This window comes from Salegentibacter sp. Hel_I_6, from assembly GCF_000745315.1.
Lineage (GTDB): Bacteria > Bacteroidota > Bacteroidia > Flavobacteriales > Flavobacteriaceae > Salegentibacter.
In genome coordinates, this window is the sequence record NZ_JQNQ01000001.1 from 833,635 (window position 1) to 859,065 (window position 25,431).

At 36.5% G+C, this 25,431-nt stretch carries 29 protein-coding genes, 2 tRNA genes and 1 riboswitch; of the genes, 9 read left to right on the plus strand and 22 right to left on the minus strand.

Annotated features, from left to right (window positions below; genetic code table 11):
- Nucleotides 1-17: 17 nt before the first annotated feature.
- Nucleotides 18-611, minus strand: a complete 594-nt coding sequence (locus FG27_RS03795) for an HAAS domain-containing protein (RefSeq protein ID WP_051935749.1) — start codon at nucleotides 609-611, stop codon at nucleotides 18-20.
- Nucleotides 608-943 carry a PadR family transcriptional regulator gene (locus tag FG27_RS03800; protein WP_037315721.1) on the minus strand — a complete coding sequence of 112 codons (336 nt, stop codon included), beginning with the start codon at nucleotides 941-943 and terminating at the stop codon, nucleotides 608-610. The genes FG27_RS03795 and FG27_RS03800 overlap by 4 nt, the downstream gene beginning before the upstream one ends.
- Nucleotides 944-1,099: 156 nt before the next feature.
- Here FG27_RS03800 and FG27_RS03805 point away from each other — a divergent pair, with 156 nt between their 5' ends.
- Both FG27_RS03805 and FG27_RS03810 read left to right on the plus strand, forming a co-directional pair.
- Nucleotides 1,100-1,420 (plus strand): helix-turn-helix domain-containing protein, encoded by a 321-nt coding sequence (locus FG27_RS03805; protein ID WP_037315724.1) that lies wholly within the window; start codon nucleotides 1,100-1,102, stop codon nucleotides 1,418-1,420.
- A complete protein-coding gene (locus FG27_RS03810) occupies nucleotides 1,420-2,682 on the plus strand; it encodes a type II toxin-antitoxin system HipA family toxin (RefSeq protein ID WP_037315727.1) in 1,263 nt (420 codons plus the stop codon). Before FG27_RS03805 ends, FG27_RS03810 begins: the two co-directional genes overlap by 1 nt.
- Before the next feature lie 147 nt (nucleotides 2,683-2,829).
- Here the strand turns inward: FG27_RS03810 and FG27_RS18610 are convergent, their stop codons facing one another.
- From FG27_RS18610 to FG27_RS03860, 11 genes are all read right to left on the minus strand, one after another.
- A complete protein-coding gene (locus tag FG27_RS18610) occupies nucleotides 2,830-3,036 on the minus strand; it encodes a hypothetical protein (RefSeq protein ID WP_051935750.1) in 207 nt (68 codons plus the stop codon).
- 20 nt (nucleotides 3,037-3,056) lie between these two features.
- Nucleotides 3,057-3,326: a hypothetical protein gene (locus FG27_RS18615; RefSeq protein WP_051935751.1), complete on the minus strand. Its 270-nt coding sequence runs from the start codon at nucleotides 3,324-3,326 to the stop codon at nucleotides 3,057-3,059.
- On the minus strand, nucleotides 3,320-3,832 hold the full coding sequence (locus FG27_RS03820) for a hypothetical protein (protein ID WP_037315730.1): 513 nt from the start codon (nucleotides 3,830-3,832) through the stop codon (nucleotides 3,320-3,322). Before FG27_RS03820 ends, FG27_RS18615 begins: the two co-directional genes overlap by 7 nt.
- A gap of 421 nt (nucleotides 3,833-4,253) precedes the next feature.
- Nucleotides 4,254-5,492, minus strand: coding sequence for a site-specific integrase (locus FG27_RS03825; protein ID WP_037315732.1), 1,239 nt, complete (start codon nucleotides 5,490-5,492; stop codon nucleotides 4,254-4,256).
- 228 nt (nucleotides 5,493-5,720) lie between these two features.
- Nucleotides 5,721-5,794 (minus strand) — tRNA-Arg (locus FG27_RS03830).
- Nucleotides 5,795-5,934: 140 nt separating this feature from the next.
- The gene (locus tag FG27_RS03835; RefSeq protein ID WP_051935752.1) at nucleotides 5,935-6,789 is read right to left on the minus strand and encodes a M57 family metalloprotease; all 855 of its coding nucleotides are present in this window, start codon (nucleotides 6,787-6,789) and stop codon (nucleotides 5,935-5,937) included.
- 128 nt (nucleotides 6,790-6,917) lie between these two features.
- On the minus strand, nucleotides 6,918-7,187 hold the full coding sequence (locus tag FG27_RS03840) for an ATP-dependent Clp protease adaptor ClpS (RefSeq protein WP_037315738.1): 270 nt from the start codon (nucleotides 7,185-7,187) through the stop codon (nucleotides 6,918-6,920).
- 50 nt (nucleotides 7,188-7,237) lie between these two features.
- Nucleotides 7,238-8,071, minus strand: a complete 834-nt coding sequence (gene prmA, locus FG27_RS03845) for a 50S ribosomal protein L11 methyltransferase (RefSeq protein WP_037315741.1) — start codon at nucleotides 8,069-8,071, stop codon at nucleotides 7,238-7,240.
- 2 nt (nucleotides 8,072-8,073) lie between these two features.
- Nucleotides 8,074-8,826, minus strand: a complete 753-nt coding sequence (tpiA, locus tag FG27_RS03850) for a triose-phosphate isomerase (protein WP_037315743.1) — start codon at nucleotides 8,824-8,826, stop codon at nucleotides 8,074-8,076.
- Between the two features lie 142 nt (nucleotides 8,827-8,968).
- On the minus strand, nucleotides 8,969-10,063 hold the full coding sequence (locus tag FG27_RS03855; RefSeq protein WP_037315746.1) for a BT_3928 family protein: 1,095 nt from the start codon (nucleotides 10,061-10,063) through the stop codon (nucleotides 8,969-8,971).
- Between the two features lie 49 nt (nucleotides 10,064-10,112).
- Nucleotides 10,113-10,658, minus strand: coding sequence for a DUF1599 domain-containing protein (locus tag FG27_RS03860; protein WP_037315749.1), 546 nt, complete (start codon nucleotides 10,656-10,658; stop codon nucleotides 10,113-10,115).
- 130 nt (nucleotides 10,659-10,788) lie between these two features.
- On the opposite strand from FG27_RS03860, the gene folP reads away from it, so the two are divergent.
- Both folP and cdaA read left to right on the plus strand, forming a co-directional pair.
- Entirely contained in the window at nucleotides 10,789-11,613 is an 825-nt protein-coding gene (gene folP, locus FG27_RS03865) for a dihydropteroate synthase (RefSeq protein WP_037315752.1), read from the plus strand.
- 37 nt (nucleotides 11,614-11,650) lie between these two features.
- Nucleotides 11,651-12,424 carry a diadenylate cyclase CdaA gene (cdaA, locus tag FG27_RS03870; RefSeq protein ID WP_037315754.1) on the plus strand — a complete coding sequence of 258 codons (774 nt, stop codon included), beginning with the start codon at nucleotides 11,651-11,653 and terminating at the stop codon, nucleotides 12,422-12,424.
- Between the two features lie 3 nt (nucleotides 12,425-12,427).
- Here cdaA and FG27_RS03875 read toward each other — a convergent pair whose 3' ends face one another.
- The gene (locus FG27_RS03875) at nucleotides 12,428-14,194 is read right to left on the minus strand and encodes an ABC transporter ATP-binding protein (RefSeq protein ID WP_037315757.1); all 1,767 of its coding nucleotides are present in this window, start codon (nucleotides 14,192-14,194) and stop codon (nucleotides 12,428-12,430) included.
- Nucleotides 14,195-14,938 (minus strand): tRNA pseudouridine(38-40) synthase TruA, encoded by a 744-nt coding sequence (truA, locus tag FG27_RS03880; RefSeq protein WP_037315760.1) that lies wholly within the window; start codon nucleotides 14,936-14,938, stop codon nucleotides 14,195-14,197. It abuts the gene before it with no gap.
- Between the two features lie 115 nt (nucleotides 14,939-15,053).
- Between truA and FG27_RS03885 the strand changes: the two genes are divergently transcribed.
- Entirely contained in the window at nucleotides 15,054-15,548 is a 495-nt protein-coding gene (locus FG27_RS03885; protein WP_037315762.1) for a metallophosphoesterase, read from the plus strand.
- Between the two features lie 308 nt (nucleotides 15,549-15,856).
- Here the strand turns inward: FG27_RS03885 and FG27_RS03890 are convergent, their stop codons facing one another.
- A complete protein-coding gene (locus tag FG27_RS03890) occupies nucleotides 15,857-16,267 on the minus strand; it encodes a DUF4293 domain-containing protein (protein ID WP_037315765.1) in 411 nt (136 codons plus the stop codon).
- A 197-nt stretch (nucleotides 16,268-16,464) separates the two neighbouring features.
- On the opposite strand from FG27_RS03890, the gene rho reads away from it, so the two are divergent.
- Entirely contained in the window at nucleotides 16,465-18,108 is a 1,644-nt protein-coding gene (gene rho / locus FG27_RS03895) for a transcription termination factor Rho (RefSeq protein ID WP_037315767.1), read from the plus strand.
- Between the two features lie 67 nt (nucleotides 18,109-18,175).
- Here the strand turns inward: rho and FG27_RS03900 are convergent, their stop codons facing one another.
- The 5 genes from FG27_RS03900 to FG27_RS03920 all read right to left on the minus strand — a co-directional run bounded on the left by FG27_RS03900 (nucleotide 18,176) and on the right by FG27_RS03920 (nucleotide 21,683).
- Nucleotides 18,176-18,472, minus strand: a complete 297-nt coding sequence (locus FG27_RS03900) for a Trm112 family protein (RefSeq protein ID WP_037315770.1) — start codon at nucleotides 18,470-18,472, stop codon at nucleotides 18,176-18,178.
- Nucleotides 18,450-19,109, minus strand: a complete 660-nt coding sequence (locus tag FG27_RS03905; protein WP_037315772.1) for a thiamine phosphate synthase — start codon at nucleotides 19,107-19,109, stop codon at nucleotides 18,450-18,452. The genes FG27_RS03900 and FG27_RS03905 overlap by 23 nt, the downstream gene beginning before the upstream one ends.
- Nucleotides 19,109-20,164 (minus strand): AIR synthase family protein, encoded by a 1,056-nt coding sequence (locus FG27_RS03910; protein WP_037315775.1) that lies wholly within the window; start codon nucleotides 20,162-20,164, stop codon nucleotides 19,109-19,111. Before FG27_RS03910 ends, FG27_RS03905 begins: the two co-directional genes overlap by 1 nt.
- Entirely contained in the window at nucleotides 20,164-20,889 is a 726-nt protein-coding gene (locus FG27_RS03915; protein ID WP_037315777.1) for a class I SAM-dependent methyltransferase, read from the minus strand. Before FG27_RS03915 ends, FG27_RS03910 begins: the two co-directional genes overlap by 1 nt.
- A gap of 68 nt (nucleotides 20,890-20,957) precedes the next feature.
- A riboswitch (TPP riboswitch) is annotated at nucleotides 20,958-21,046 on the minus strand.
- Between the two features lie 564 nt (nucleotides 21,047-21,610).
- Nucleotides 21,611-21,683, minus strand: a tRNA-Gly gene (locus FG27_RS03920).
- A gap of 206 nt (nucleotides 21,684-21,889) precedes the next feature.
- Between FG27_RS03920 and FG27_RS03925 the strand changes: the two genes are divergently transcribed.
- Genes FG27_RS03925 through FG27_RS03935 form a run of 3 tightly spaced genes read left to right on the plus strand, consistent with a single transcriptional unit; the run spans nucleotide 21,890 to nucleotide 24,407 of the window.
- Entirely contained in the window at nucleotides 21,890-22,441 is a 552-nt protein-coding gene (locus FG27_RS03925; RefSeq protein WP_037315780.1) for a ClpP family protease, read from the plus strand.
- A gap of 3 nt (nucleotides 22,442-22,444) precedes the next feature.
- Nucleotides 22,445-22,723, plus strand: coding sequence for a GNAT family N-acetyltransferase (locus FG27_RS03930; RefSeq protein WP_037315783.1), 279 nt, complete (start codon nucleotides 22,445-22,447; stop codon nucleotides 22,721-22,723).
- A gap of 40 nt (nucleotides 22,724-22,763) precedes the next feature.
- Nucleotides 22,764-24,407 carry a murein L,D-transpeptidase gene (locus FG27_RS03935; protein ID WP_051935753.1) on the plus strand — a complete coding sequence of 548 codons (1,644 nt, stop codon included), beginning with the start codon at nucleotides 22,764-22,766 and terminating at the stop codon, nucleotides 24,405-24,407.
- Here FG27_RS03935 and FG27_RS03940 read toward each other — a convergent pair.
- Nucleotides 24,404-25,147 carry a murein L,D-transpeptidase catalytic domain family protein gene (locus FG27_RS03940; protein WP_037315786.1) on the minus strand — a complete coding sequence of 248 codons (744 nt, stop codon included), beginning with the start codon at nucleotides 25,145-25,147 and terminating at the stop codon, nucleotides 24,404-24,406. The two genes, FG27_RS03935 and FG27_RS03940, sit on opposite strands and share 4 nt — an antisense overlap.
- Between the last annotated feature and the right edge of the window lie 284 nt (nucleotides 25,148-25,431).

Consider the following 25,431-nt stretch of genomic DNA (forward strand, 5'->3'; position numbering starts at 1 on the left):
TTTATAGGTAAAAAAAATTATTTTGAAACTTTTCTTTTTAGCCTCAGCAATAGGGTGATTATAGTATACAACGCAACAATAACAATCATCATCGCGGGGACAAACCAGTTCCCAAGCACTTCCCTAACCCCGGCTCGTTCCCGGCTTTCAGCATCCATCATTCCCAACAATTGAAAAGAGCCTTCTTTAAAAAACAATCCGACTTCATTTGGATTGATGACTTTTGCAATTATAACAAACACAAAACCGAAAAGGATGAGATACAGGAATGCAAAGAATATATACACAAATCCGTTCGAGATATTTAAGGCTAATGCTTTAACTATATGTACGGGATTAAAAGTTTTGGTGGCCTGCTGAAGTTTTTTTTCAGCAATTAGCGGTTTTAAAACTTCCTCTGGAGAACCCAGATTTTCGGTTAATTTCAATAACCTATCCACTTCACTACCATCAGATTCCCTTTTCATACCCTCATATATATGGCTATTGAATTCCAAGAGCACATCATGCCGATCCTCTTTAGTTAAAGTAGCTGTCGTTCGCTTTATCCTATTAATGTAGTCGTTGTAAATCTTTTGCGATGCAGATTGTTCAAAATTCAATGCTTTCATTTTGATATCTTTTTAATGGATACTTCGAGTGCGTCCCAAAATATCTTCATCTGTTTCAATGTTTCTTCCCCTGTCGGGGTAAGGGTATAGTACTTTCTAGGGATGCCCGATTCCTGCTCTACCCATTTGGAGGTTACAAGGTTTTCTTTCTTGAGCCTATTCAACAAGGGATAAAGAGTACCTTCTGCAATTTCAATAGTAGTATTTTTCCTCACCTGTTCAATGAGTTCATAGCCATAAAATTCATTGCTCCGAAGAACATTTAAAACAATAAATGCCAAGGTCCCCTTTTTGACTTGTGATTTCCATTTATGTACAAACTCTTCGTTCATTTCACAAACATAAAACAAAATACATTGTTAAACAATGTATTCGCCTTATAGAACTTCTATTTTCTAGGAATCATTGGTCAACCTAAAAAATACAAAAATCATAACGTTAAATACTATTTACTTTTTTACCTATATTTGTAAAATATATTTAATGTTATGTCTAGAAACAGTATTATTTTACTACCTAAAAATAAGAAGCTTTTACAAGCAGTAGGAGAAAATATTAAGTTAGCCCGCTTACGGAGGAAACTGACGATGGATCAGGTTTCAGAACGAGCAGGGATTTCCCGTCCAACACTTTCTTCTCTAGAAAAAGGAAGTCCTTCAATTTCTTTAGGTATTATTCTCCAAGTTTTATTAGTATTAGGATTGGAGAAGGATATATTGTTTTTGGCCGGAGATGATGTATTGGGTAGAAAAATACAGGATGCCAATCTAACTGTAAAGGAACGTGGCCCAAAAAACACCAAGAAATAATGGCACTGGAACGAAAAGAAATAATGGTATACGCGCATTGGGATGGAATTGAAGCTCCATTCTTAATGGGAAGTTTATATGCAACGCCATCCAGAGGCAAAGAAATATTTTCCTTTGAATATGATAAAGGATGGTTACAATCTAATTATGCCCAGATCATAGATCCAGACTTGCAATTGTTCGAAGGCGCTCAGTACCTGAATGATGAAAAATCCAATTTCGGAATTTTTTTAGATTCTTCACCTGATCGTTGGGGACGGGTACTGATGATGCGTAAAGAGGCTGCTAAAGCCAGGAAAGAAGAACGCCGACCTAAAACTTTAATGGAATCTGATTATCTTCTCGGAGTTTACGACAATAACCGAATGGGAGGACTTCGTTTTAAAATAGCACAGGCTGGTGCCTTTTTAGATGATGATGAAGCTATGGCCGCCCCACCTTTTGCTGTACTTCGAGATCTTGAATTTGCCAGCTTACAACTAGAGAAAGAAGATGCTCCAGATAACCCAGAATATCTAAAATGGCTCAATATGCTAATGGCTCCGGGGTCTTCCTTAGGAGGTGCAAGACCAAAGGCCAATATTAAAGATATTGATGGCGGTTTATGGATTGCTAAATTTCCAAGTCAAAATGATCGCCAGGATATGGGCGCCTGGGAAATGCTAGCGTATCGACTTGCCATTCAATCCGATATTGAAATGGCACCGTCAAGAGTACAAAAATTTTCACACCACCAACATACATTTCTAACACAACGATTTGATCGTAAAAATGACGGTAACCGCATTCACTTTGCTTCTGCAATGACTTTATTAGGATATACTGATGGAACGGATTATCAAGATGGGGTTAGTTATTTAGAGCTGCTGGAATTTTTAATGCAGAATGGGGCTGATGTTGATAATGACCTCCGGAGGTTATGGAGACGTATTGCGTTTAATGTTTGTATTTCGAATACGGATGATCACCTTCGCAATCACGGATTCCTATTAACGGATTCCGGTTGGATACTTTCGCCGGCTTATGATATCAATCCAACTCTGAACGGCACCGGTTTAAAACTTAATATTTCAGAAAATGACAATGCTTTGGATTTAGACTTGGTAAGGGAAGTCGCTCCTTATTTCCGGTTAAAAGAAAAAGAAGCCAATGCTATTATCAATAAAATTCAGCAGAATGTAGGTCAGTGGCACCAAATAGCAGCGGATCTGGGTATTCCAAGAAATGAAATGGAATTAATGAAACATGCGTTTAAACATTAAAATAGTTCATCAATACAATTTCTTATTTTAAAATGATATTCTTTGAAATCCAGAGAAATGTCAAATTGAAAATGCTGGAAGGCGAATTACCCTATCTGTTTACAAAATCGGAAGCCGAAATTTGTTTTTTAAAATTAGAAGTGTAGTTTAGGAGGTAAACAATATTTCAAAATCATGACTCATTCGAGGATCATTTCCTCCCCGACCTTCAAAAGCTGCAAACTTAGTTACTAAAAAATAAGGAAAGGTAAGAATCCTGATTGGCACCTTTTCGACTTCTATGGTTATTGAGTTTTCAAATCCCGGTTCAAACCAGGGATTTGCCGGAGCCGACCCCACCTCGGTAGTAGACATTACGTCCACTTTAATTTCTTTTAACCTGAATCTACAAATAACGTCGTCTCTGCAGATTGTACAAAACCTTTATTTTCAAGTGCCACACGTAGTTTTTCGAGCTCTCCAACATTTGCAATCTCCAAAGTAATATCAATATCTTTTGTTGGCCTTACATCCTCGGCTGCCGGATCATCGATATAAAGACTTACCATGGCACCACCGACATAAACTACATTTTTATTCAGTTCTCCTAACGCGACCGCAACCTTACTGGTGGCTTTGCGATTTATTATAGTATTTTTTAGCATAGACGATTTTTCAATTCTACAATAGCGAGGTTTTTTTCACGAGCTCTTCCGACTCTTAGTACATCGCAAAGAGACATTAGCTCATAAAACTTCTTATCCTTTAAACAAGCTTCGGGAACGTTAGGATGTAATGGCTCAATTGATTGCCCTCTTAAGTCACCTTTACCATATGGCCATACATAAGCCTCCTGACTTTCAATAACTTCATTTAATGGTGGTGCCGAATGTGCCGTTGCTACTCCTCGTACCAATGCCCCAGGTTTTTGAGGATAAACATATGATAATCCATATTGAAGAAAATCCAGAATAGCTGTTTTCATTAATCGTTTTTTGTCCGGAAAAATTAAGCCCGCAATTACCGATCTATTAATACTTTCACTAATCTCACTTCCACTTATACCAAGCTCATATGAGAGATCTTTCATATACCAGCTCCTATCCTGCTTTGCTGCAATTTTAAGAAGTATCACTATGTCGTGCGGTCTCATTCCGCTATGTTTCTTCATGGTGTTGCTATTTAAGTATTACCAAAAATAGAATATTTCTCAATTCGCGATTCGCGAATCGCGAATTACGATATGTTAATCATTTAATCCACAGTAAGAGTGATTCCATTTACCATTCCCAATGTACGGATATCATCGAGAAATAGTTTTTTCATATATTCTGATTTATAGCATTTTAAGGGATTTAAAAAAACGGAGAACAAAAAACTACCAAAAACAAAAAAAGCCTTGAAAATAAAAAATTTAATAAACCAATTAATAAGGCTTTAAGCTTTTGACCTTGAACTAGTCATTTAATATTATATCTATTCTGAGGGTTTTAAGAACACCACCACTTTCATTATCCCAATTTTCGATGTATAAAAAGCCTTGAGAACAAAATTGGTCAAATGCCTACTATCAGATTTTATTTAATCTCTAATTAAATATTAGGCTTCCAATTTCTAAGCTTCCGACTAAGTTCAGACATATCCTGACTTAATTTATCTTCAAGGACTCGCGCATATATTTGGGTTGTTGCTATTTTCGTATGTCCCAAAAGCTTAGAGACAGTTTCTATGGGAACCCCATTGGAAAGCGTAACGGTAGTAGCAAAAGTATGCCTGGCCATATGGAAGGTTAAATTCTTCTTGATATCACAAAGATCCGCAACTTCCTTTAAATAAAGATTAACCTTAACATTGGTTATAACCGGCAAAAGACTTTGGCTTATTTCTGTCATTGGATGATCCTCATACTTTTCGAGTATCTCTAAAGCTTTATCCAGTAAAGGTATCTTAACTTTGGCTTTAGTCTTATTTCTTGAAGTGAAAAGCCATTTATGGCCGTCCAGACCATTCCTGACATTATCCTTAGTTAGATCATTCATATCTGTAAAACTGATCCCAGTATAACAGCTGAAAACAAATAAATCCCTCACCCTATCCAAACGGTCATTATAAAAATTAAAATCCTCGATTTGTTTTAACTCACTAAGATTTAGAAAGTCTCGTTCCTTTTTTTGAAAAGTAGGTTTCCATCGTATAAACGGGTCCTTTTCAACCCATTCCAAATGAAAAGCAAGAGTTACTATTTTACGAAGTCTCTGTAAATGCTTCATTACCGTGTTATGACTCATGGCATTCACATGGCCTTTTGGCCAGTAGTTAAAAAGGAAATTCGCAAAGTCATTGATAAACTTATAATTAAGTTCGTTCAGATAAATAGTGGTCGTCTTAAGTTCTTCGTTTAAGAATTTAAGAACATATTTCTCTGTAACACCGAAATTACGGATGGTTCCTCTGGTAAGCGTTTTCTCAATCTTTTGCTTGTGATACTCTAAAATATCTAACAAGGTTTTATCTCTAGGCCCTTCGCCTAAAAAATTTGATTTAAGAAGGTCTGCGGTTACTTTTTTATTCTGGAACCTTAAGTCTTGGTAATTCTGAAAAATCTTAGTTCTGGTCTCCGAAATGAGATTATTAGCTTCCCTAGCTTGTTTAGAATTACCATCGACACGTTGTGTTGAAGGATCCCAAAGATCGAATGGAACTTTAGATTTTAAACTAATGTTTACTCTACGGCTATCTAGAGAAATTCGAACATAGAGATTTGTTTGATTGTTTTTCACTCTGGAAGCATACACCCAGAATAAGATAGAAAATGTTTTAGAAGTACGCATAGGTATCGTCTTTAAATTAATATTCAGTTAAGACGAAAGTCAAACCCACAAAAAAATTTAAGCTACTGGTAATCAAACTGTCAACATGTTGACAGGATAAATTTTATGTTGACGATTTGTTAGATATTAAATATAATAAAAGTCTCTCTAACAAAAGCTCTAAAAAACATAAAACCCTGTAAATCATAGCATTTACAGGGTTTTGATATCATTTGAATTCTCTAAAAGTGACCTTGCCAGGATTCAAACCTGGAACCTCCTGAGCCGTAATCAGGTGCGCTATTCAGTTGCGCCACAAGGCCATTAATTATTGCTTTCCCTAAGTGGTTAAGCGGCTGCAAATATATTATTATTTTTAAAAACTGAAAACTAAATCCTATATTTTTTGAATAAAAAAGGACCTCTTAATAGAGGTCCCGTGTTCAGTTCAGTTTATTAGTGTTTAGTATAAATATTCTAAGGCTACAACATCATTAGGACCGAAATTACCATCTTCGTTCGCACTGAAACAAGAAAGCATTATGGATTCCGGATCTAACCTAAATGGTGTACCGGGAATATGTACAGCACCGCTTGGGTTTGCCAACTCTCCGAAACTTGGTCTTCCACAACTTTGTCTGGTAAACCAGTCGGTATGGCGCAGACCTAAAGTATGGCCAATCTCATGAGCCATAACGTGGGTGTTGGTTCCAAGGCTAAATTGTTCCATTCCTGAAAAGATCTGAACCTGTCCAAAAGGATTACCTGCACTTGGGAAACCTGCTACACCACCAGCAGCACCGTTAGGATTCTGAAAAACCAAGATATCTGCAGCTTGTTGATTAGTGCTAAATTCCAAGGTGAAATCAAGCCCTATATTTAAATCGTTGTAATTATCAACTGCAGCTTGTAAGGCATCGCGTTGTTTTTGAGTAAGATTTTGGTTAGCACCGGTACCAGTCCAACCCACAATATTGATAGTTCTAGGAGCGCTTACCAGATTATAGGTTCTATACTGCTTACTTGTAATATTACCAGGTTGCATCGCTTCAAGTTGCTCTGCGTCAATGGCGATATCGCCTTCAACTATAAAAGTTTGTTTTTTCGTACCGTCAGGTAATAAAAATTCTGAAATCTCTACATTTTCAGTATTGAAGTTAAGAGCTTCCAGTTTGGAAAGAACTGCTTTTGAAATTTTGTCCTGAGAAATGGCTTCTGCCTCAGCTTCAGGTGTGGTATTTTCTATATCTTCCTGTTGGCAGGAAATGCTAACAAGACTTACAGTAAAAACAGCTAATAATAAGTTTTTTAATTTCATAATTTTTAGTTTAAGTTTGATCTGAACTGATTTATTACTTAAACTTAACTATAATACCATTAGCACTAACAATGTCTTAATAAAAAATTTAAATATTTAATATTATTGTAAGTTTTTTCTTAATTACATTAAACTATTTCTGCACTTAATCCTTCTTCCAGTAATTTTGAACATCTGGGCTTCAAATCGTCAAAAGAACCAGTTTTTACGGTGCATTTTCCTTTGTAATGAACAAGGATAGCACATTGTTCAGCCTGAACAGGAGTATGCTCGCAAGCGTAAATTAGCGTTTCTATTACGTGATCAAATGTATTGTAATCGTCATTATAAAGCACGATCTCATTTTCCTTCTGCGTCGTGGTTTTTACTTCTTCTAATACCTCTTCTTTAGTACTCATCTTCATTTACAATTTTAAAGCTTCAAAGATACAAATTATCTATAAATTGCTTAGGCTGAAAACTTTAAAGCAACCCAGTTATTTCTTTCAAAATGTTCTATATAAGTTAAACCAAGTTCTAAACAGGTCTTCTTTATCACCGGAATATCCTCTTCATAAAAGCCGCTTAAGAAAATATCTCCATTCTTTTTAAGACATTCTGCATAAATTGGTAAATCCCTTAGCAAAATGTTACGGTTTATGTTAGCCAGGATCAAATCATATTTTCGATCCTGTAATAGCTCAGCACCACCTTCTTCCACATTAATATTGTCACAATCATTCCGGCCTACATTCTCTAGCGTATTTAGGTAACACCAATTATCAATATCTATAGCATCTACAAACTTCGCCCCTTTCATACTTGCAAGAATTGCTAAAACGCCCGTTCCACAGCCCATATCCAGAACCGCTTTGTCATTCCAGTCATTCTTTAGAATATGCTGAATCATCATATGTGTAGTTTCATGATGCCCCGTGCCGAAAGACATTTTTGGCTCGATCACAATATCAAATTCCGAATCGGGCTCAGGATGAAATGGCGCTCGCACACTGCAAATATCATCAACAAGAATAGGACTGAAATTCTTTTCCCATTCTTCATTCCAGTTCACTTGTTCTATTTCCCCCCTGGAATAAGTGATTTGAAAATCTTCCGATTGTAAAATATGAACCCCCACCAGAAGATCATCTTCATACTCTTCGGCAGGGATATAGGCTATAATACCATCTTCTTCTTCTACAAAACTCTCAAACCCCAAATAGCCAAGCTCGGCTACCAGAATTTCTGAAGCAGGCTGTAACGGTTCTATTTTAAACTTGAATTCGAGATAATTAGAAGACATACTTAAAAGGCATTTACAATTTCAACAAAATCTACAGCTTTAAGACTGGCACCACCAATAAGTCCACCGTCTACATCTTCTTTTGCAAAGATCTCTTTAGCGTTCGCAGGTTTTACACTTCCTCCATAAAGGATAGAAACATTTTGTGCGATTTCATCATTAAATTTTTCTGAAATATTTTTTCTTACAAAAGCGTGCATTTCCTGTGCTTGTTCTGGCGAAGCAGTTTCCCCGGTTCCAATAGCCCAAACCGGCTCGTAAGCCAATACCACATTTTTCCAATCGGCTTCTGAAATTTGGTATAAACTTTCCTGAAGTTGTTTCGCTACAATATCAAAATGCTTATCGCTTTTTCTATCGGCCAATTCTTCTCCGAAACAGAAAATAATTCGCATTTCGTTTTTAAGTGCTGCGTTTACTTTTTCAGCTAAAATCTCGTGGTCTTCTCCAAAATGTGCGCGGCGTTCACTATGACCTAAAATTACAGTATCAACTCCAATACTTTTAAGCATTTTTGCCGAAACTTCTCCTGTATATGCTCCATTTTCGGCCTGGTGCATGTTTTGTGCAACAACTTGTACGGGAGTATCTTTTAAACCTTGAAAAGCTGAGTACAAATTCGTAAATGCCGGCGCCACCATAACTTCGGCCTTTGGCTCCTTTACCAATTGCATTTTTAAATGTGAAAGTAATTCCTGCGTTTCAGCAAGATCGTTGTTCATTTTCCAGTTTCCGGCTACTATCTTTTTTCTCATAATTTCTTAGTTGATTTTATTCATTTCTGCGGAAGAAAAAATCCGCACTCCTACAAATATATCGATAAGTATAAACATAGCTACGCCTAAGCCCGATGAAGATTGGCTTTTTACCAATATTTTAAAAAAAGTTGGGAATGATTTATAATTTTATATCCCCAGCATCAAACCAATGCTTTTTCTGGGTAATTGTGCCATTTTCTAAAACCAGAAGTCCGGGATTAGATCTCACAATAGTTTGTAGCACTTTTTTATCTACCTGATAAAATTCAAAATCGAGCTTAAATTTATTCACTATTTTTTGCTGATCTACATCATTTGAAGCCGTTAAACCAACTATTTTATAGCCCTTTTTATCAGCTTCTGCTGCTAGTTTCTGAATGGCTTTAAAACCTTCCTGCTCGGTATGACCCAGATCGTAAGCAACAATCATAAAAAGCTTTTCGGCTTCCAGAATCTGATTGGTTACAACCTCACCATCTTTTTCAATTTCAAAATCCTGAATCGGTGGTACGTAACCTTCTTCTACCATTGTGGTTTCTACTCCCACAAATTCTCCTTCCTGGTCAGGGTAACTTCCATCTGTAGTTACAGTAACTTCCTCCCCATTATTATTAAAAGTCCATTCATATTCATAAATTCCTTTTTGAGCATCTTCAGGAACTTCCATCAATTCTTTAATATTATTTCCAATTTTATAAGCTCTAAAATCTAAAGCCGGCAAATGCATTAGTACGTGGTAAGCAAACCAGAAACAAAGCATAAAGGATAAAAAGATGATCCAGCGATGTGAAATTGGGTTTAAAATTGGGGTGATCAATTTTCTATTAAAAAAGAGAATTAATATGAAAATTAAAAGAATTATATCTTTTATAAACGACTGCCAGGGCGTTAAAGGAATAGCGTCGCCAAAGCAACCACAATCGGTTACCTTGTTAAAATAAGCCGAATAAAACGTAAGAAACGTAAAAAAAACAATCATTAAAAGTAGTGCCCAAACTGTAAATTTAGGCAGGTAACCAATTAAAAGCATGATCCCAACTACCAGTTCAAAAACCACTAAAACTATCGCGATTACGAGTGAAAATGGCACTAAAAATTCCAGACCTAAAACCTCAGGACTAAAATATTCCTGGAGTTTGTAAGAAAATCCCAGCGGATCGTTGAGTTTTATAAATCCTGAAAAAATAAATAACACTCCAACCAGTATCCTGGAAATTCCTACTAATAATTTCATACTGTTTTATTTAAATAATGCTTTTTTTTCGTCTAAAAAATTATAAAAACTATTCTTCGTTTTCATTCATAAGAATCATTGCGAAAATGGAATAATTTATCATATCCTGGTAATTCGCATCAATACCCTCACTTACCAGAGTTTGCCCTTTATTATCTTCAATTTGCTTAACCCGCAATAGTTTCTGAATAATAAGATCTGTCAAAGAACTCACTCGCATATCGCGCCAGGCTTCGCCATAATCATGATTTTTATTCATCATTAAAGCCTTAGTTTCAGCTATTTTTTCGTCGTAAAGTTCTGTTGCCGCCTCTAATCCAAGGTCTGGTTGGGCAACAACGCCTTTCTCCAACTGGATTAAAGCCATTACCGAATAATTGATGATCCCAATAAATTCAGATTTTTCGTCTTCATCTACTTTTCTAACGTCATTTTCCTGAAGTTTGCGTATTCGCTGGGCTTTGATAAAGATTTGGTCGGTAAGTGACGGTAGCCTTAGAATTCTCCAGGCGCTTCCGTAATCTTTCATCTTGTTAATAAACAGGCCGCGGCAGTTTGCTACCACTGCGTCATACTGTTTCGAGGTATTCTGCATAAAAGAGATCTAATTTGCGTAAATTTCGTGCAAATATTTTAGATACTAAAACCGCATTTTATAATTTCTGAAGTAAGCTTTAATAATTGAAGCTTTTTTCTTCGGAATATTAAATCAAACTCTCGCAAAAATGACCATAAATTGTAAAGGCGAACTTATAAATCTTAGCAGCCCCAAAGTGATGGGAATCATCAATACCACTCCTAATTCTTTTTATGCTGAAAGCCGAAAAACTTCGGAAAAAGATATTCTGAAGCAAGTAGAAAAAATGCTGAAAGACGGCGCCCATTTTATTGATGTTGGCGGTTACAGCACCCCTCCCGGCGCACCAAAAGTTGAAGAAACCGAAGAACTGAAGCGTGTACTTCCTGTAATAGAACTTATTTTAAAACATTTTCCGGAAACAATAATTTCCGTAGATACTTTTAGAGCAAATGTCGCCGAAGAAAGTATTGCCGCCGGTGCAGCGATAATCAACGATATTTCTGCCGGAAACCTGGACCCCGAAATGATGAAAACCGTTGCCAAACACCAGGTTCCATATATTATGATGCACATGCGCGGCACGCCACAAACTATGAAAGACCTCAATCAATATGTCGATCTTTTCCAGGATATTTTATTCTATTTTTCAGAAAAAATAAGTGCAGCGAGAGCTTTGGGAATCAACGATCTTATAGTAGATCCCGGTTTCGGATTTGCTAAAAATATTGCTCAAAATTTTGAATTACTTTCTAAAATGGAACTATTGAAAAATTTGGAACTACCAATTCTGGCCGGACTTTCACGAAAATCATTGATCTATAAAACCCTTAATACAACTCCGCAGGAAGCTTTAAACGGCACTACTTTTTTAAATAGCATCGCTTTAAGTAAAGGCGCTTCGATTCTAAGGGTACACGATGTAAAAGAAGCGGTAGAATGCACTAAATTATACGCAGAACTTAGTAAGTAGCCGCATATTTTCTATTTTTACACAAAACCTCGCTAATTTGGATATAATAAATCTTCGTTTTCTCGATGTCCTGGATATTGTATTTGTAGCCCTACTGCTGTATTATTTATACAAGCTGGTAAAAGGAACGGTTGCGGTAAATATCTTTATCGGGATTGTGATCATTTATCTTATGGGAAGCCTTACGCAATTGCTTCAAATGGAGCTTTTGAGCAGTGTTTTAGGTGAATTTATAGGCGTGGGAATGTTTGCCCTAATCGTTGTTTTTCAGCAGGAAATAAGAAAATTCCTTTTAATGATTGGTTCTACTAATTTCACACAAAAGGGAAAATTTTTCACCCAACTTAGGTTTTTAAAAGGCGATTTAGAGACCAGCACGAATGTAGAAGATATTATTTCGGCTTGTGAAATTATGGGTCAGACTTATACGGGCGCCTTAATTATTATTCAGAAAAACACGAACCTGGATTTTGTGAAAAATTCGGGTGACGATATGAATATTGAACTTAATCAACCTATTATAGAATCTATTTTCTATAAAAATTCACCACTTCACGATGGTGCGATGGTAATTGAGGATAACAAAATTACCGCTACAAGGGTTATTTTACCGGTTTCTAACGATAGATCTATTCCGCTAAGGTTTGGATTACGTCATCGGGCTGCCGTTGGAATTACCGAAAAAACCGATGCGCTCGCACTGGTTGTAAGTGAAGAAACCGGGCAAATTTCTTATGTAAAAGATGGGGAATTCGTGATGTTTGAAAGTACCGAAGAACTTATTGATAGAATTAAAGAAGATCTTTTATAATTTCTACAAACTTTCCTCTGCCATAAACTGCACCTCATATAGGTTTTTATAATACCCATCTTTCTTCTGAAGCAACTCAGTATGGGTACCTATCTCTACGATCTCACCGGCATCCATTACCATAATCTTATCGGCTTTTTTAATTGTAGCGAGTCTATGGGCGATCACAATTGAAGTTCGGCCTTTAGTGATCTTATCGGTTGCCTCCTGGATAAGTAATTCGCTATAAGTATCTACCGAAGATGTAGCTTCATCCAGGATCAAAATACTTGGATTACTCATATACGCCCTTAAAAAGGAAATAAGCTGGCGTTGGCCTGAAGATAGCATTGCTCCACGCTCTTTTACATTATAATGATAGCCGTTTGGCAGCGTATTAATAAACTCGTGTATACCAATTTGTTTTGCAGCATTTATCACCTCTTCTTCAGTAATATCGGGATTGTTAAGATTAATATTACTTAAAATTGTATCGGCAAAAAGGAAGACATTCTGCAAGACTACTGCAATTTCAGAACGTAGGGATTCCAAAGTAATTTCCTTTATATCAATACCATCAACCAGGATTTGCCCGCTTTTTATTTCATAAAAACGATTCAACAGGTTGATTACGGTGGATTTTCCGGCACCGGTAGCCCCAACAATAGCGATAGTTTCACCAGGATTTGCTTTAAAGGAAACACCTTTTAGTACTTCTTCATCATCGGTATAACTAAATCGAACATCTTTAAATTCAATTTCACCTTTCAAATCGCTAACTTCAATTTTCCCGGTATTGCTGATTGAAGATTCGGTATCGAGAATTCCGAATACACGATTAGCCGCTACCATTCCCATTTGCAGGGTATTAAATTTATCGGCAATCTGGCGAAGAGGTCTAAAAAGTAGCTGAGATAATTCAATAAAAGCGATAATCACACCAAGAGTAATTCCGTCATCGGCCACAGCTCTCAGGCCGCCGTACCATACAATTAAACCAATAGTTATAGAGGTTGCCATTTCTGCAATAGGAAAGAAAATAGAGTTATACCAAACCGTTTTTACCCAGGCATCCCGGTGTTTGCCGTTTATTTCTTTGAAATTATTGTATTCAGCTTTTTCCCGGGTAAAAAGCTGAACGATCTTCATTCCCGTAATTCGCTCCTGAACAAAGGTGTTTAGGTTGGCAACCTGAGTTCTTACTTCTTCAAAAGCGACTTTCATTTTCTTTTGAAAAACACGCGTAGCGTACATAATTAACGGAAGTACCGTCAATACTAATAATGTTAACTGCCAGCTCTGATAAAACATAAACCCGATTACTACCAGCATTTTTAAAATATCACTGATAATCATAAAAAGTCCCTGGCTAAAAATACTGGCTATAGTTTCAATATCACTAACTGCACGAGTAACCAAACGCCCAACTGCCGACTTATCAAAATAAGTCATTTTAAAGTTGAGCATATGTTTAAAAAGGTTCACACGAAGGTCTCTAACTACTTCCTGACCTAACCAGTTTGCGAAATACACAAAAAGAAACTGAAAAATAACTTCCAGCAATAAAACGCCGGCCATTAGGCCCACATAAAAAACAAGGTTATCGTAATTTTGAGGGGTGATGGCATCGTCTACGGTCACTTTTAATAAATACGGTCTTAAAACCGCGAAAAATGAAAGTAAAATAGCAGCAATCGCCACAAAGTAAAAAGTCACTTTGTAAGGGTTTGTGTATTTAAGCAAGCGCTTAAATAAATTAAAATCGAATGCGCTACCGGTATTTGATGCCATTTATGTTATTGCTATTTCAGGATATGTAACCCGGGTTAAGTAAAGTGCTTTTGCCGGCACCGAGGTTCCAGCCCTGCTCCTGTCTTTACTTTTTATTATTTCGTGCATATGATCTACTGGTTTTTTACCCAATCCTATTTCAAGCAAAGTACCTACAATAGCACGCACCATATTTCTTAAAAATCTATCGGCAGTAATGTGAAAAACCAACACTTCATTTTCTTTTTTCCAAACTGCCTCAGTAATCTTGCAATTATAGGTTTTTACATCGGTTTTAGACTTTGAAAAACACTTAAAATTTGTATAATCCTTTAGTATTTCTGCAGCCTGATTCATCTTTTCAATATCAAGGCTATTCTTCACAAAATAGCTTCTATCCTCTAAAAACGGATCTTTCTGCTGAACTACATGATATTCATAACTTCGGCTTAACGCATCAAAACGAGCATGTGCATCAGGTTTCACTTTAAAGAAATCCTGTAAAGCTATGTCCTCCGGAAGCAGTGAATTCAATTTAAACTGAAAAGCTTCTTGCTTAAGTTCTTCTTCCACATCAAAATGTGCAAAGATCTGCTTTGCGTGTACACCGGCATCTGTCCTCCCTGCCCCTACTATAGCTATTTCACTCTGAAAAATTACTGAAAGTGCTTTTTCTATTTCTTCCTGAACCGAAATCGCGTTTGGCTGATTTTGCCAACCGTGATAAGCTTTTCCAAAATATGACAGTTCTAAAAAATACCTCAACCGAGTTCTTTATTTTTATATTTGCGAACTGCAAAGATAAGGCATTTATTAGAAGCTCAAATCCTTTAAAGGCATCGGTTTCAAAATGATTCTATAAACAAAAACAATCCAAGGTTTGAAAAAAATATTGTTGCTAAGTGACACCCATAGCCATATAGACGAAAGAATTTTGCACTACGCTGGAGAAGCCGACGAGGTATGGCACGCCGGCGATATTGGCATTACTGATATTTCTGATGAATTAAAAAAAATAAAACCCTTAAGGGCCGTTTATGGTAATATTGACGATGCTGAGATAAGAAAGGAATTTCCACTTCATCAACGCTTTAAATGTGAAGAAGTAGATGTTTGGATTACGCATATTGGCGGTTACCCGGGGAAGTATTCACCAGCAATTAGGGAAGAAATCAAAAGAAATCCGCCAAAACTTTTTATTAGTGGGCACTCCCATATTTTAAAAGTGATGAACGATAAAAGCCTGGGATTACTTCATATGAATCCGGGAGCAGCAGGAAAACATGGATTCCATAAAAAACGAACGATGCTTAGATTTAAAATTGATGCTGGAGAAATCAAGGATTTAGAAGTGATAGAATTAAGTGAAAAGTAAGCAGTGAGCAGTTTAAAGTTGGCAGTCTCAGTTTGCAGTAGGTTTATATTAAGAACAAAGAGGCTATCTGAAAAGTTTTTTAAAGGCGTCATCCTGAATTTATTTCAGGATCTAAAATATTGATAATCAAAACATGTTTAAAGCTGAAACAAGTTCAGCTTGACGAGACTAGACTTTTCAGATAGCCTCTTTCAGTACAGAACTTTCGCTGATACCTGACTATGAAAAGCAACGACATCTGTAAAAACTAAAAAACCCGAAGCTTTCACTTCGGGTTTTCACGCACTAATACTACTAAGATTATAGGCTTATCGTAATCGGTCTACAGATTTTACGAGATCTTCGTCCTTTTTAATGGCCTTATTGGCCAAAACAAGAAAAACGATAGAAATGATTGGAAGAAACATCCCAATACCCTTCTCTGAAATATCAATTTCTCCAGGTAAACTTAGCGACCAATAAACAAACACTCCTAGTAAAAAAAAATTTAATAAGATATTTAGACGCCCCAATACAAATTGAAGCTTTCTATTTTTGAACATAAAAATACTCACCAAAGATAATAAAGCAGAGGAAAGAAATGCAATAAAAATCATAAGATAATCTTGCGCAAACATAGCCTCTCCTTCAGAATTATCCCAAAGCGAGAATGTAAATATTAAACCGCCACTAACAATAAGAGCGATAAGTAAATATATAGTTTGTATTCTCTGTAACATAACTTCTGGTGGAATTCGCGAGCAAAAATAAAGATTCTTTTTAGAAATGCTATTCAAAATATTAAAATAAAGTTGTATACTTGCAGGAACATTTCGTAACCAATTCAAAACAGGTTACTTAAGTCTCCAAATTTTTTTCGATTCTTCCTCGAGAAGTTTAACAATCAACCCGAACACAAATTTATTCTCAATTATTCATGTTTGAAATTTCAGAATTAAAAGCTAAAAAGCTTCCTGAGTTGCAGGATATCGCTAAGTCTTTAAACGTCCCAAAATTCAGGACTTTAAAAAAATTAGACCTTGTATATCAAATCCTGGACTATCAGGCTGCCAACCCTAAAAAGGCAAAAGAAGCGCTTACAGACGATACTAAGAAAGAGGAATCTCCTAAGAAAGAGGAGCGTACTAGTGCTTCAGAAAAGCCACAGCCAAAGAAAAGTGGTAAAGTAGGAAGTAATAAAAAACCTCCAAGAGCTGCTGCTCCCTCTGACACTAAGGAGTCTCGCCCGGTAAGAAAAGAAAACAATGCTCCCAAAAAAGAAGACACTTCTTCTAAACCAAGAGAGCCTAGAAAGCAGGAACAAAAACCGAGAGAAGATAATACTTCCCACTCGAATAAAAACAATCCTCGAGATAACAAAAAGGATACTCGCAATAAAAACAACGGAAGTCGGGATGCCGGCAACCGCGATGGGCGAAATCGCTACCGCGAACCAGATTATGAATTTGACGCGATCATAGAAAGTGAAGGTGTACTGGATATTATGCAGGATAACTACGGTTTTCTAAGATCTTCAGATTATAATTACCTTACTTCTCCAGATGATATTTATGTATCTCAATCTCAAATTCGTTTGTTTGGATTGAAAACAGGGGATACTGTTTTAGGACAAATTCGTCCGCCGAAAGAAGGTGAGAAATATTTCCCTTTAATCAAGATCAATAAAATTAACGGACTAGATCCTCAGGTAGTGAGAGACCGTGTTTCTTTTGAACACTTAACTCCGCTTTTCCCTAAGGAAAAATTCAACATTGCTGATAAGCAAAGTAGTATGTCTACCCGTATTATGGACCTCTTTTCCCCAATTGGAAAAGGCCAGCGTGGTATGATTGTTTCCCAGCCTAAAACTGGTAAAACAATGTTGCTTAAGGATATTGCCAATGCAATAGCGGCCAACCACCCTGAAGTTTATCAAATAGTTTTGCTAATTGATGAACGTCCTGAAGAGGTTACCGATATGCAACGTAATGTACGTGGGGAAGTGGTAGCTTCAACTTTTGATAAGGAAGCACACGAACATGTTAGAGTTGCCAATATCGTATTGGAAAAAGCGAAACGTTTGGTAGAATGTGGTCACGATGTAGTGATCCTTTTGGATTCTATTACACGTTTGGCCCGTGCATACAACACCGTACAACCTGCCAGTGGTAAGGTATTAAGTGGTGGTGTAGACGCCAACGCATTACACAAACCAAAAAGATTCTTTGGTGCTGCCCGTAATATTGAAAACGGAGGTTCCCTTTCAATTATCGCTACCGCCCTTACCGATACCGGTTCTAAAATGGACGAAGTTATCTTTGAAGAATTTAAAGGAACTGGAAATATGGAACTGCAATTAGATAGAAAAATTGCCAACCGTAGAATTTTCCCTGCAATAGATCTTACTTCTTCAAGTACGCGTCGCGACGACCTTTTATTGGACGAAGCTAGCCTACAAAGAATGTGGGTACTACGTAAATATCTTGCCGATATGAATCCTATTGAAGCGATGGAGTTTATTAACGACAGGATTAAGCAAACTAAAAACAACGAAGAGTTTTTGATCTCTATGAACGGATAAAATCTTCTTAGTTATAAATTTAAAAATCCGGAAGCTTTTAGTTTCCGGATTTTTTTATGCTGAAATATTATTCTTTTAAACTATCCACATCTGTATCCTTAGCTACCAATCTAAAATTTTCAATTTTCTTAGCTTTTAAATGCTTGTTCCATTTTTCCATAAGTGGAGCTTCCAGTTTAAATTCCCGGTATTCATCGGGGTTCATAATTGGAATCCCTTTTATAATAGGGTAAATACGTTTACATTTCTTGCAACTTAAAAAACCCTCTATAATCTTCCCCTCCAAATCTTTTGAAATTGTTGTGAGTTCCAGGTCCTCTTTATCATAAGGACAGCATAATTTATTTATTGTTGAAGTTCTCATTTTTTATATTTTTTAATTCTGAATTATAATTTTCTGCCGAAATCGAAGAATTTTCGGCACTCATTATTCCTGAAATCACCGCGACGCCCTCAAAATCCAACTCTTTAAGCAAATGCATATTTGCAGGCTTAATTCCCCCAGCCAGGAATATTGGCATTTGTGTAAGTTTCCTGGACTCCTTAATAATCTCAAAATCTACTAAATCGCAACTATTCGCTGTTGAGGAAGGAAAAATTGAACAAAAAGAAATATAATCCAGGTTATTAGTCTCAGCCCACTCTACAGTTTTCAGGTTGTTATTACAGGTTAACCCAAGTAATACATCAGACGAAATGTTTTTTTTAATCTCCTGGAAATTCTTAGGGATTTCATCAAAATGCACTCCATTGGCAGCCGTTTGTTTTAAAAGTTTCCAGTTGTTGTTTAGTATAACAGGGGTATCTGTTGCCTGACAAAGTTTACAAATGCTATTAATAAGTGAAGATTGGTTATCTATACTTTTAAAATTATCCCATAGTTGAACCGCAGCGATTTCACTTTTCTCCAAAATTTCCTGTAGCTTATTTAATAAAATAACCTCTCCCATCTGTGGGTCTATCACCAGATAAATTCCTCCTTTTATTCCTTTACTTTCCATTATTTCCAACTAGATTTAATCGCCGTAAAGAAAGCTTTCCAATAAGGGTCTTCGGTTTTATAGGCCAGGTCTTTCAACTCTTCTCCCTTTTTAATTTTAACACCCTTTTCTTCCCCCTTAATTTCACCAACTGCTGAGCAGTCAATATTCTCAGCTTTTAAACGCGATATTACTTGTTGTTCTTTTCCTTTTTCACAGGATATAATCATTGAACCTGCCCCTATAATTTCCCTGTAATCCAGGTTAAAAAGTTCGCAAACTTCTTTTTGCCATGAATATACTGGCAAAGCATCATTATTAATAAAAGCTCCTTTCCCAGAAGCTTTAACCATTTCATATATTGCTCCCAGCACGCCGCCTTCAGTTACATCGTGCATAGCGTGAATTTCGGGAAATTTACTTCCTGTTCCTGCTGCTGTAAGCCCGTCTTTTAAAGACGAGGTTTGCCCAAACATTTCACAGCCTGCCTCATAGGTTTGTTTTCCTAATTTATTCTTTATAGTTTGAGGAAAACTCATGGTTAATAAGGCAGATGATGATAAGGCACAGGTTTTAGTCACCAGGATTACATCACCAACCTCTGCACGGTTGGATAAAATAATTTCTTTTTTGGGAGCTACACTAAAAAAAGTACCTCCTCCTGAAATTGTTGAATTTTGGCCTTCTACAAATCCGGTATGCCCGCCGGTTATAGACACCCCAATTTCTTTGCAAAATTGATGGATATAATTCCAGTATGTTTTAAAATCCTCCCTGCTAAGTGATGCGGGAAGGTTTAGTACCATCTGGGCATATTGTGGAGTAAACCCTGTAGTTGCCATGTCGTTAGCCATAAGATGCACAGAAAGCCAGGCCGATTCTTCCAATCCAAGCGAAGGAATAAGTGAAAGCGGATCGCTAGTAGATATCAACGCCAGCTTATTGGGTAAATCTACTAATGACACGTCTACCCCAAACCCGGGTTTTACACTAACTTCCTTGCGAGTATGCCCGCAATTTTCAAGGATAAATCCCTCTAGTTCTACTTCTGCAATTTTTCCTAATTTCTCACTCATTATTTTACGTCTTTAAATTTTACGTACAAACCGAAAAAATCACCGTATGGCAAACCCCATTGTTGAACCGGGAACCATTTTGGTAAACCTGTACATGACCATTCTATACTATACTCCCTGCCCTGGAGAGCCTCCTCTATTATTTTGGCTAGTTTCTTAGGGGTGTAAAAAGTTGCGGTAAGATAAAATGGGTTTGCCCCAAAAATTTCCTGAACACGACGACGGACTACTTTGGTAGAATTTCTGTTCATCATTCCCAGGGCTATTCCATATTGTGCAACTCTCGCAGCTTCCCGAATAACTTTTACGGGATCTTTATAATATTCAAAAGTGGTTATAAATGCGAGAGAATCAAAAGTATGATCTTTAAAAGGCATATGGTGAGAATCTGCCATTACAAGATCTCCCTCAAACAAATGTACGGCTTGTGAGAGCATAAGAGGGGAGATATCGCCGCCGGTAGCCTCAATTCCTATTTCTTTCCACCATCTTGTAAAGCGTGTAGTACCACAACCAAACTCCAGTAGGGTTTTTACTCGTTTATCTTTAGAGACAAGCTGCTCCATCACTTTTTTCTGCCATACCTCGGCACGCTTGTACCGCCCTTCGTACCATTGCTCGTACGTATCGGTATGTTTACGGTTAAAAAACCATTCTTCCCGGTTTTGCCAATTTTGATGATTTTCGGGAAGTAATTCAAATCGGCTGCTTTTTTCAATTTCCATCTTTACTTTTTAAAAAAGAAAAACTCCACGCTACCGGAAAATGCCAGAAAACATGGAGTCTTAAAATGGAAGTTTTAATACTGCATCCCTACGTTGGCATTATCCAAATCAGGTTTTCGGGTGTTATCTCAGCCTTGCGGCACCCCGTGCGTGAATTTATCTATTTATTAAATCTCTATTAATTAATTTTATCAGTTAATCGGGAGAAAAATACAAAATAAAGAAGGAAGTGGAAAGTTATTTCTCAGTTTTACAAAATAGAACAGGCTATGGTTTTACGTTCTTATTATAACGCTGCCCCCTTTTTTTCAGCAAAAAAATAAATTCATTGCGATTGTATGAAAAGATTTTAAAATCGTTATCCCGATCTTGTTTCTGAGACTGCTCAAAAATTTATTCGGAGGTATAACATGTTAGATTCTGAAATAAATTCAGAATGACGATTAAAAAACATTATCAAAAGCGGGAAACCGGGTTTCCCGATATTACGCCCTATCGGGCTTCAATCGGGACAGGCTTCTCACCCGGTGGTTTCTCTTCCAAATTTTTCAACACAAAAAAACCTCAACTTTTTTGTTGAGTTTTTCTTAGAGCGGGAGACCGGGTTTCCCGATATTGCGCCCTATCGGGCTTCAATCGGGACAGGCTTCCCACCCGGTGGTTTCTCTTCCAAATTTTTCAACACAAAAAAACCCCAACATTTCTGTTGAGGTTTTCTTAGAGCGGGAGACCGGGTTCGAACCGGCGACATTCAGCTTGGAAGGCTGACGCTCTACCAACTGAGCTACTCCCGCCTGTCCTGCAAATATAAAGTTTATAGCCTTCAAAATCCAAAGGAAAAATGAACTTTTTATAAGGTATTCTTCTATTTCCCTTATCTTCAGCTATAAACCCGGAAAAAGCGATAAAATCTTGTTAAATGGGTAATTAAAAAACAAGTGTTCCGACAAATAAATCTTATTTTTAATCTCTAATACAATTCATTTTAAATCATTTTTTTATGAGCAATAAACCCGGTAAAACCCAGGACCTAATAGACGCAAAATTCCTTGAAGAACGCAAAATTTTCCTTTGGGGAGAAGTGAACGACGAATCAGCGAAACACGTAATAGATCGACTTTTATACCTTGATATGGAAGGCGACGACGAAATTCAATTTTTTATTAATAGTCCGGGTGGTTATGTGACTGACGGTTTTGCAATTTACGATACGATGCAGAGCCTAAAAAGTCCGGTTTCTACAATCTGCAGTGGCTTAGCGGCATCTATGGGTTCAATCCTACTTTCAGGAGGAACTAAAGGTAGAAGATTCATTCAAACACATGGGAAGGTAATGATCCATCAACCTATGGGAGGAGCACGCGGACAGGCTTCAAACATTGAAATTCAGGCTAACGAGATTCTAAAAACCAGAGAATTAAGCGCTAAAATTCTTGCTGACAATTGTGGACAAGAAATAGAAAAAGTACTTAAAGATTTTAACCGCGATTACTGGATGGATGCGCAGGAATCTTTAGACTACGGAATTGTTGACGGTATTTTTAAGAAATAATTTATGGATATTAAACATCGCGAAAACGATAGCCGTGGAATGTTTTTCGTGGAAGACGAAAAAGGCATTTACGCAGAATTAACCTACACTAAAAAACAAGATGTTCTTACAATAGATCATACCGAGGTAAGACCTGAACTGGAAGGAAAAGGAATTGCCACAAAATTGCTTTCGCATAGCGTTGACTTTGCTCGGGAGAACAATTATAAAATTGAGCCGCTTTGTCCTTTTGCTGAAGTTCAATTTGACCGGAATGAATCTTTTAAAGATGTAAGAGCTTAACCCTCTCTGCCTACATAGATCAATCAACCTGCTTTTTCCTATGAAATTTTTTAGAATCCTAATGCTCTCATTTTTCCTGTCTTTTATTTCCTGTGGAGATGATAACAGAGAGCCAGGAATTGAAACTATAAAAGAGGAAGAAGCAGAAGTGGTTGAAGCACTGGCATCAGCCGATTTGATTTCGACGAAATTTCCCGAAATCTCTAATTCTGTTGAAAATATTAGTATTAAACATAAAAATTTACTCGATTCCACTTATGCCGGGAGGGATTATAAACCAATTTGGACGAATCGTAATTTACGGGAAGACCTATACCGAAGCATAGAAAGAGCAAGTGAAGATGGACTTACCCCAGAAGATTATCATTTAGAATTTTTAGAAAATTCCCTTTCTAACTTATCGAACTTAAATGATGAAGAACTTATTTCTACTGAAATTATTCTCACCGATGCCTTCTTCGCCTTAGCTTCAGATTATAATTCAGGGAAATTAAACCCTAAAGAAATTTATAGCATCTGGGGAGTTGAAAGTAATAAAATTGATCTACCCGGGCTTTTAGAGTATGGAGTTAAGCAAAATGATATCATTGCCGCTATAGATTCAGTAGTTCCGAAGCATGAAGTTTACCGGGGTCTAAAACGAAGCTTAAAAAAGTATCGAGAACTAGCAAAGAACGAAAGCGAACCCACTTACATTTCTGAAGAAGGAAAAGGTATTGCTGCTGATGAAAAAGACGTTAGAATTTCTAATATTAAAAAACGTCTAAAAGAGTTAGGTTATTGGGATGAAGAAGTTGTGGATAGTAATGATACTTTTGATCAAGCCTTACAAGAAGTTATAAAAGAATTTCAGAAAAAAAATGGGATTGAAACAGATGGTGTTATTGGAAGTGGAACAATAAAAACTTTAAACAAAACTTATCTGGACAGGGTTGAACAAATTCTGGTGAACCTAGAGCGTTGGCGGTGGTATCCTAAAGATTTAGGACAACAATATATCATTGTAAATATTGCGAATTTCCGGCTGCACCTGGTAAAGGATGGGGATACAGTAGCTACGCATCGCACTATGGTGGGTACCGAAGCCAGAAAAACACCAATATTTTCTGATGAAGTTGAACATATCGTTTATAATCCTACCTGGACTATCCCTCCTACTATTAAAAACAAAGATGTAATTCCTTCAGCATCAAAAAATCCTGATTACATTTCAAAGAAAAATTACAGCATTTTTGATAATACAGGTAAAAGACTAAACGCAAGTGAGATAGATTGGTCTTCATCTAAAGTTAAGGCTTACACCTTTAGACAGGAGGCTGGGCCCTCAAATCCGTTAGGTTTGGTGAAGATTATTTATCCTAATGAGCATTTAATTTATTTACACGATACACCGTCCAAGAATCTTTTCAGCAAAAATTTAAGAGCTCAAAGCTCGGGATGCGTAAGAGTACAGGATGTTTTGGATTTGGCAAAAATGCTATTAAGCGATCAACCTAAATACGACGACGAAAAAATTGAAGAAATCCTTGATTCAGGAAAAACTACAACGATTAAAATAACCCAAAAAGTGAAAGTGCACCATCTTTACTGGACGGCCTGGAACGAAAAAGGCAACACCCGTTTTGCAGAAGATATCTACAAAAGAGATGCTGCCATCTATAAATTACTCACTGATAATAATTAATTAAGCAGTGGAGAATTATTTAAATAATCTTTATTGTTTTTGTGAATATATACTACAGATTCTTCTTTAATAGTGTCTATCACGTCTTTGGCAATTGTATTTGGGACTGCTGGACAACCGTAGCTTCTTCCTAAACGACCAATTCTATTTATAAAATTAGGTTCAGCATAATCGGCACCGTGAATTACAACATAACGCTTACGAGCATTACTGTTGAAGCCTTTTTCCATACCATCTATAAAAAGCGATAATCCATTTTTTCCATAATAGGTTTCAGCAGTTACATAGAAACCAAGGGAGCTTTGCAAGGAATTCACAGTATTAGAAAATTTAGTAGCGAATTCACCACCGGTATTTTTTCCGTGAGAAACATAAGTATGAAACAAAACTTCTTTAGTATCCATATTCATAATCCACATACGCTTTTTGGTAGAGGAAAGTCCGAAATCTACTACAGTAAGAATTTTCTTTCCTACTTTACCCTTTTCTTCCAATTGCTCATATCCTTTCATAGCCTTTTCAAAAACTGGCATTGCCGGGATACTGGCATTATTCGTAGAAAATTCGCTATATAAAGTAGCGACTTTTGTTTTAAAACTGGTGTTGGTATTTTCTTTGGAAATTGTAGAAGCGATTGCTTCTAATTCTGAATTATCAATTCTGGAATCTAAATTATCTGTCGTTGTAAATGCAAAAGAGAAGGTTAATACGGCAAATACAGTCAGAAGTCTATAAATCATACACGTTGTTTTAAATTAATGTTCTCTTAAATTATTCCAAATGTGATGCCAACATACAAAATTTTATGTTCAATCAAATTTTTAAGCCTTTAGAATCCAAATTTTAACATTTTTAAGCCTATAAATCTAAATTTCAACATATTAAGCAGGAATATAGATATTTTATAGAAACGCATCTTAGACTAAAAAAGTATTCCAAAGTATATTGATAATTGTTAAAATTTTAAATTTTATGGTTAAGCACCATCTAAAGCTTTTAAAAAGCCTGGATTGAATAAAAATAA

Excerpts from the sequence above, each read along its gene's own strand:
- FG27_RS03795 (WP_051935749.1), bottom strand. The coding sequence starts at position 611 with ATGAAAGCATTGAATTTTGAACAATCTGCATCGCAAAAGATTTACAAC.
- FG27_RS03800 (WP_037315721.1), bottom strand. The coding sequence starts at position 943 with ATGAACGAAGAGTTTGTACATAAATGGAAATCACAAGTCAAAAAGGGG.
- FG27_RS03805 (WP_037315724.1), top strand. The coding sequence starts at position 1,100 with ATGTCTAGAAACAGTATTATTTTACTACCTAAAAATAAGAAGCTTTTA.
- FG27_RS03810 (WP_037315727.1), top strand. The coding sequence starts at position 1,420 with ATGGCACTGGAACGAAAAGAAATAATGGTATACGCGCATTGGGATGGA.
- FG27_RS18610 (WP_051935750.1), bottom strand. The coding sequence starts at position 3,036 with ATGTCTACTACCGAGGTGGGGTCGGCTCCGGCAAATCCCTGGTTTGAA.
- FG27_RS18615 (WP_051935751.1), bottom strand. The coding sequence starts at position 3,326 with ATGCTAAAAAATACTATAATAAATCGCAAAGCCACCAGTAAGGTTGCG.
- FG27_RS03820 (WP_037315730.1), bottom strand. The coding sequence starts at position 3,832 with ATGAAGAAACATAGCGGAATGAGACCGCACGACATAGTGATACTTCTT.
- FG27_RS03825 (WP_037315732.1), bottom strand. The coding sequence starts at position 5,492 with ATGCGTACTTCTAAAACATTTTCTATCTTATTCTGGGTGTATGCTTCC.
- FG27_RS03835 (WP_051935752.1), bottom strand. The coding sequence starts at position 6,789 with ATGAAATTAAAAAACTTATTATTAGCTGTTTTTACTGTAAGTCTTGTT.
- FG27_RS03840 (WP_037315738.1), bottom strand. The coding sequence starts at position 7,187 with ATGAGTACTAAAGAAGAGGTATTAGAAGAAGTAAAAACCACGACGCAG.
- prmA (WP_037315741.1), bottom strand. The coding sequence starts at position 8,071 with ATGTCTTCTAATTATCTCGAATTCAAGTTTAAAATAGAACCGTTACAG.
- tpiA (WP_037315743.1), bottom strand. The coding sequence starts at position 8,826 with ATGAGAAAAAAGATAGTAGCCGGAAACTGGAAAATGAACAACGATCTT.
- FG27_RS03855 (WP_037315746.1), bottom strand. The coding sequence starts at position 10,063 with ATGAAATTATTAGTAGGAATTTCCAGGATACTGGTTGGAGTGTTATTT.
- FG27_RS03860 (WP_037315749.1), bottom strand. The coding sequence starts at position 10,658 with ATGCAGAATACCTCGAAACAGTATGACGCAGTGGTAGCAAACTGCCGC.
- folP (WP_037315752.1), top strand. The coding sequence starts at position 10,789 with ATGACCATAAATTGTAAAGGCGAACTTATAAATCTTAGCAGCCCCAAA.
- FG27_RS03875 (WP_037315757.1), bottom strand. The coding sequence starts at position 14,194 with ATGGCATCAAATACCGGTAGCGCATTCGATTTTAATTTATTTAAGCGC.
- FG27_RS03890 (WP_037315765.1), bottom strand. The coding sequence starts at position 16,267 with ATGTTACAGAGAATACAAACTATATATTTACTTATCGCTCTTATTGTT.
- rho (WP_037315767.1), top strand. The coding sequence starts at position 16,465 with ATGTTTGAAATTTCAGAATTAAAAGCTAAAAAGCTTCCTGAGTTGCAG.
- FG27_RS03900 (WP_037315770.1), bottom strand. The coding sequence starts at position 18,472 with ATGAGAACTTCAACAATAAATAAATTATGCTGTCCTTATGATAAAGAG.
- FG27_RS03905 (WP_037315772.1), bottom strand. The coding sequence starts at position 19,109 with ATGGAAAGTAAAGGAATAAAAGGAGGAATTTATCTGGTGATAGACCCA.
- FG27_RS03910 (WP_037315775.1), bottom strand. The coding sequence starts at position 20,164 with ATGAGTGAGAAATTAGGAAAAATTGCAGAAGTAGAACTAGAGGGATTT.
- FG27_RS03915 (WP_037315777.1), bottom strand. The coding sequence starts at position 20,889 with ATGGAAATTGAAAAAAGCAGCCGATTTGAATTACTTCCCGAAAATCAT.
- FG27_RS03925 (WP_037315780.1), top strand. The coding sequence starts at position 21,890 with ATGAGCAATAAACCCGGTAAAACCCAGGACCTAATAGACGCAAAATTC.
- FG27_RS03930 (WP_037315783.1), top strand. The coding sequence starts at position 22,445 with ATGGATATTAAACATCGCGAAAACGATAGCCGTGGAATGTTTTTCGTG.
- FG27_RS03935 (WP_051935753.1), top strand. The coding sequence starts at position 22,764 with ATGAAATTTTTTAGAATCCTAATGCTCTCATTTTTCCTGTCTTTTATT.
- FG27_RS03940 (WP_037315786.1), bottom strand. The coding sequence starts at position 25,147 with ATGATTTATAGACTTCTGACTGTATTTGCCGTATTAACCTTCTCTTTT.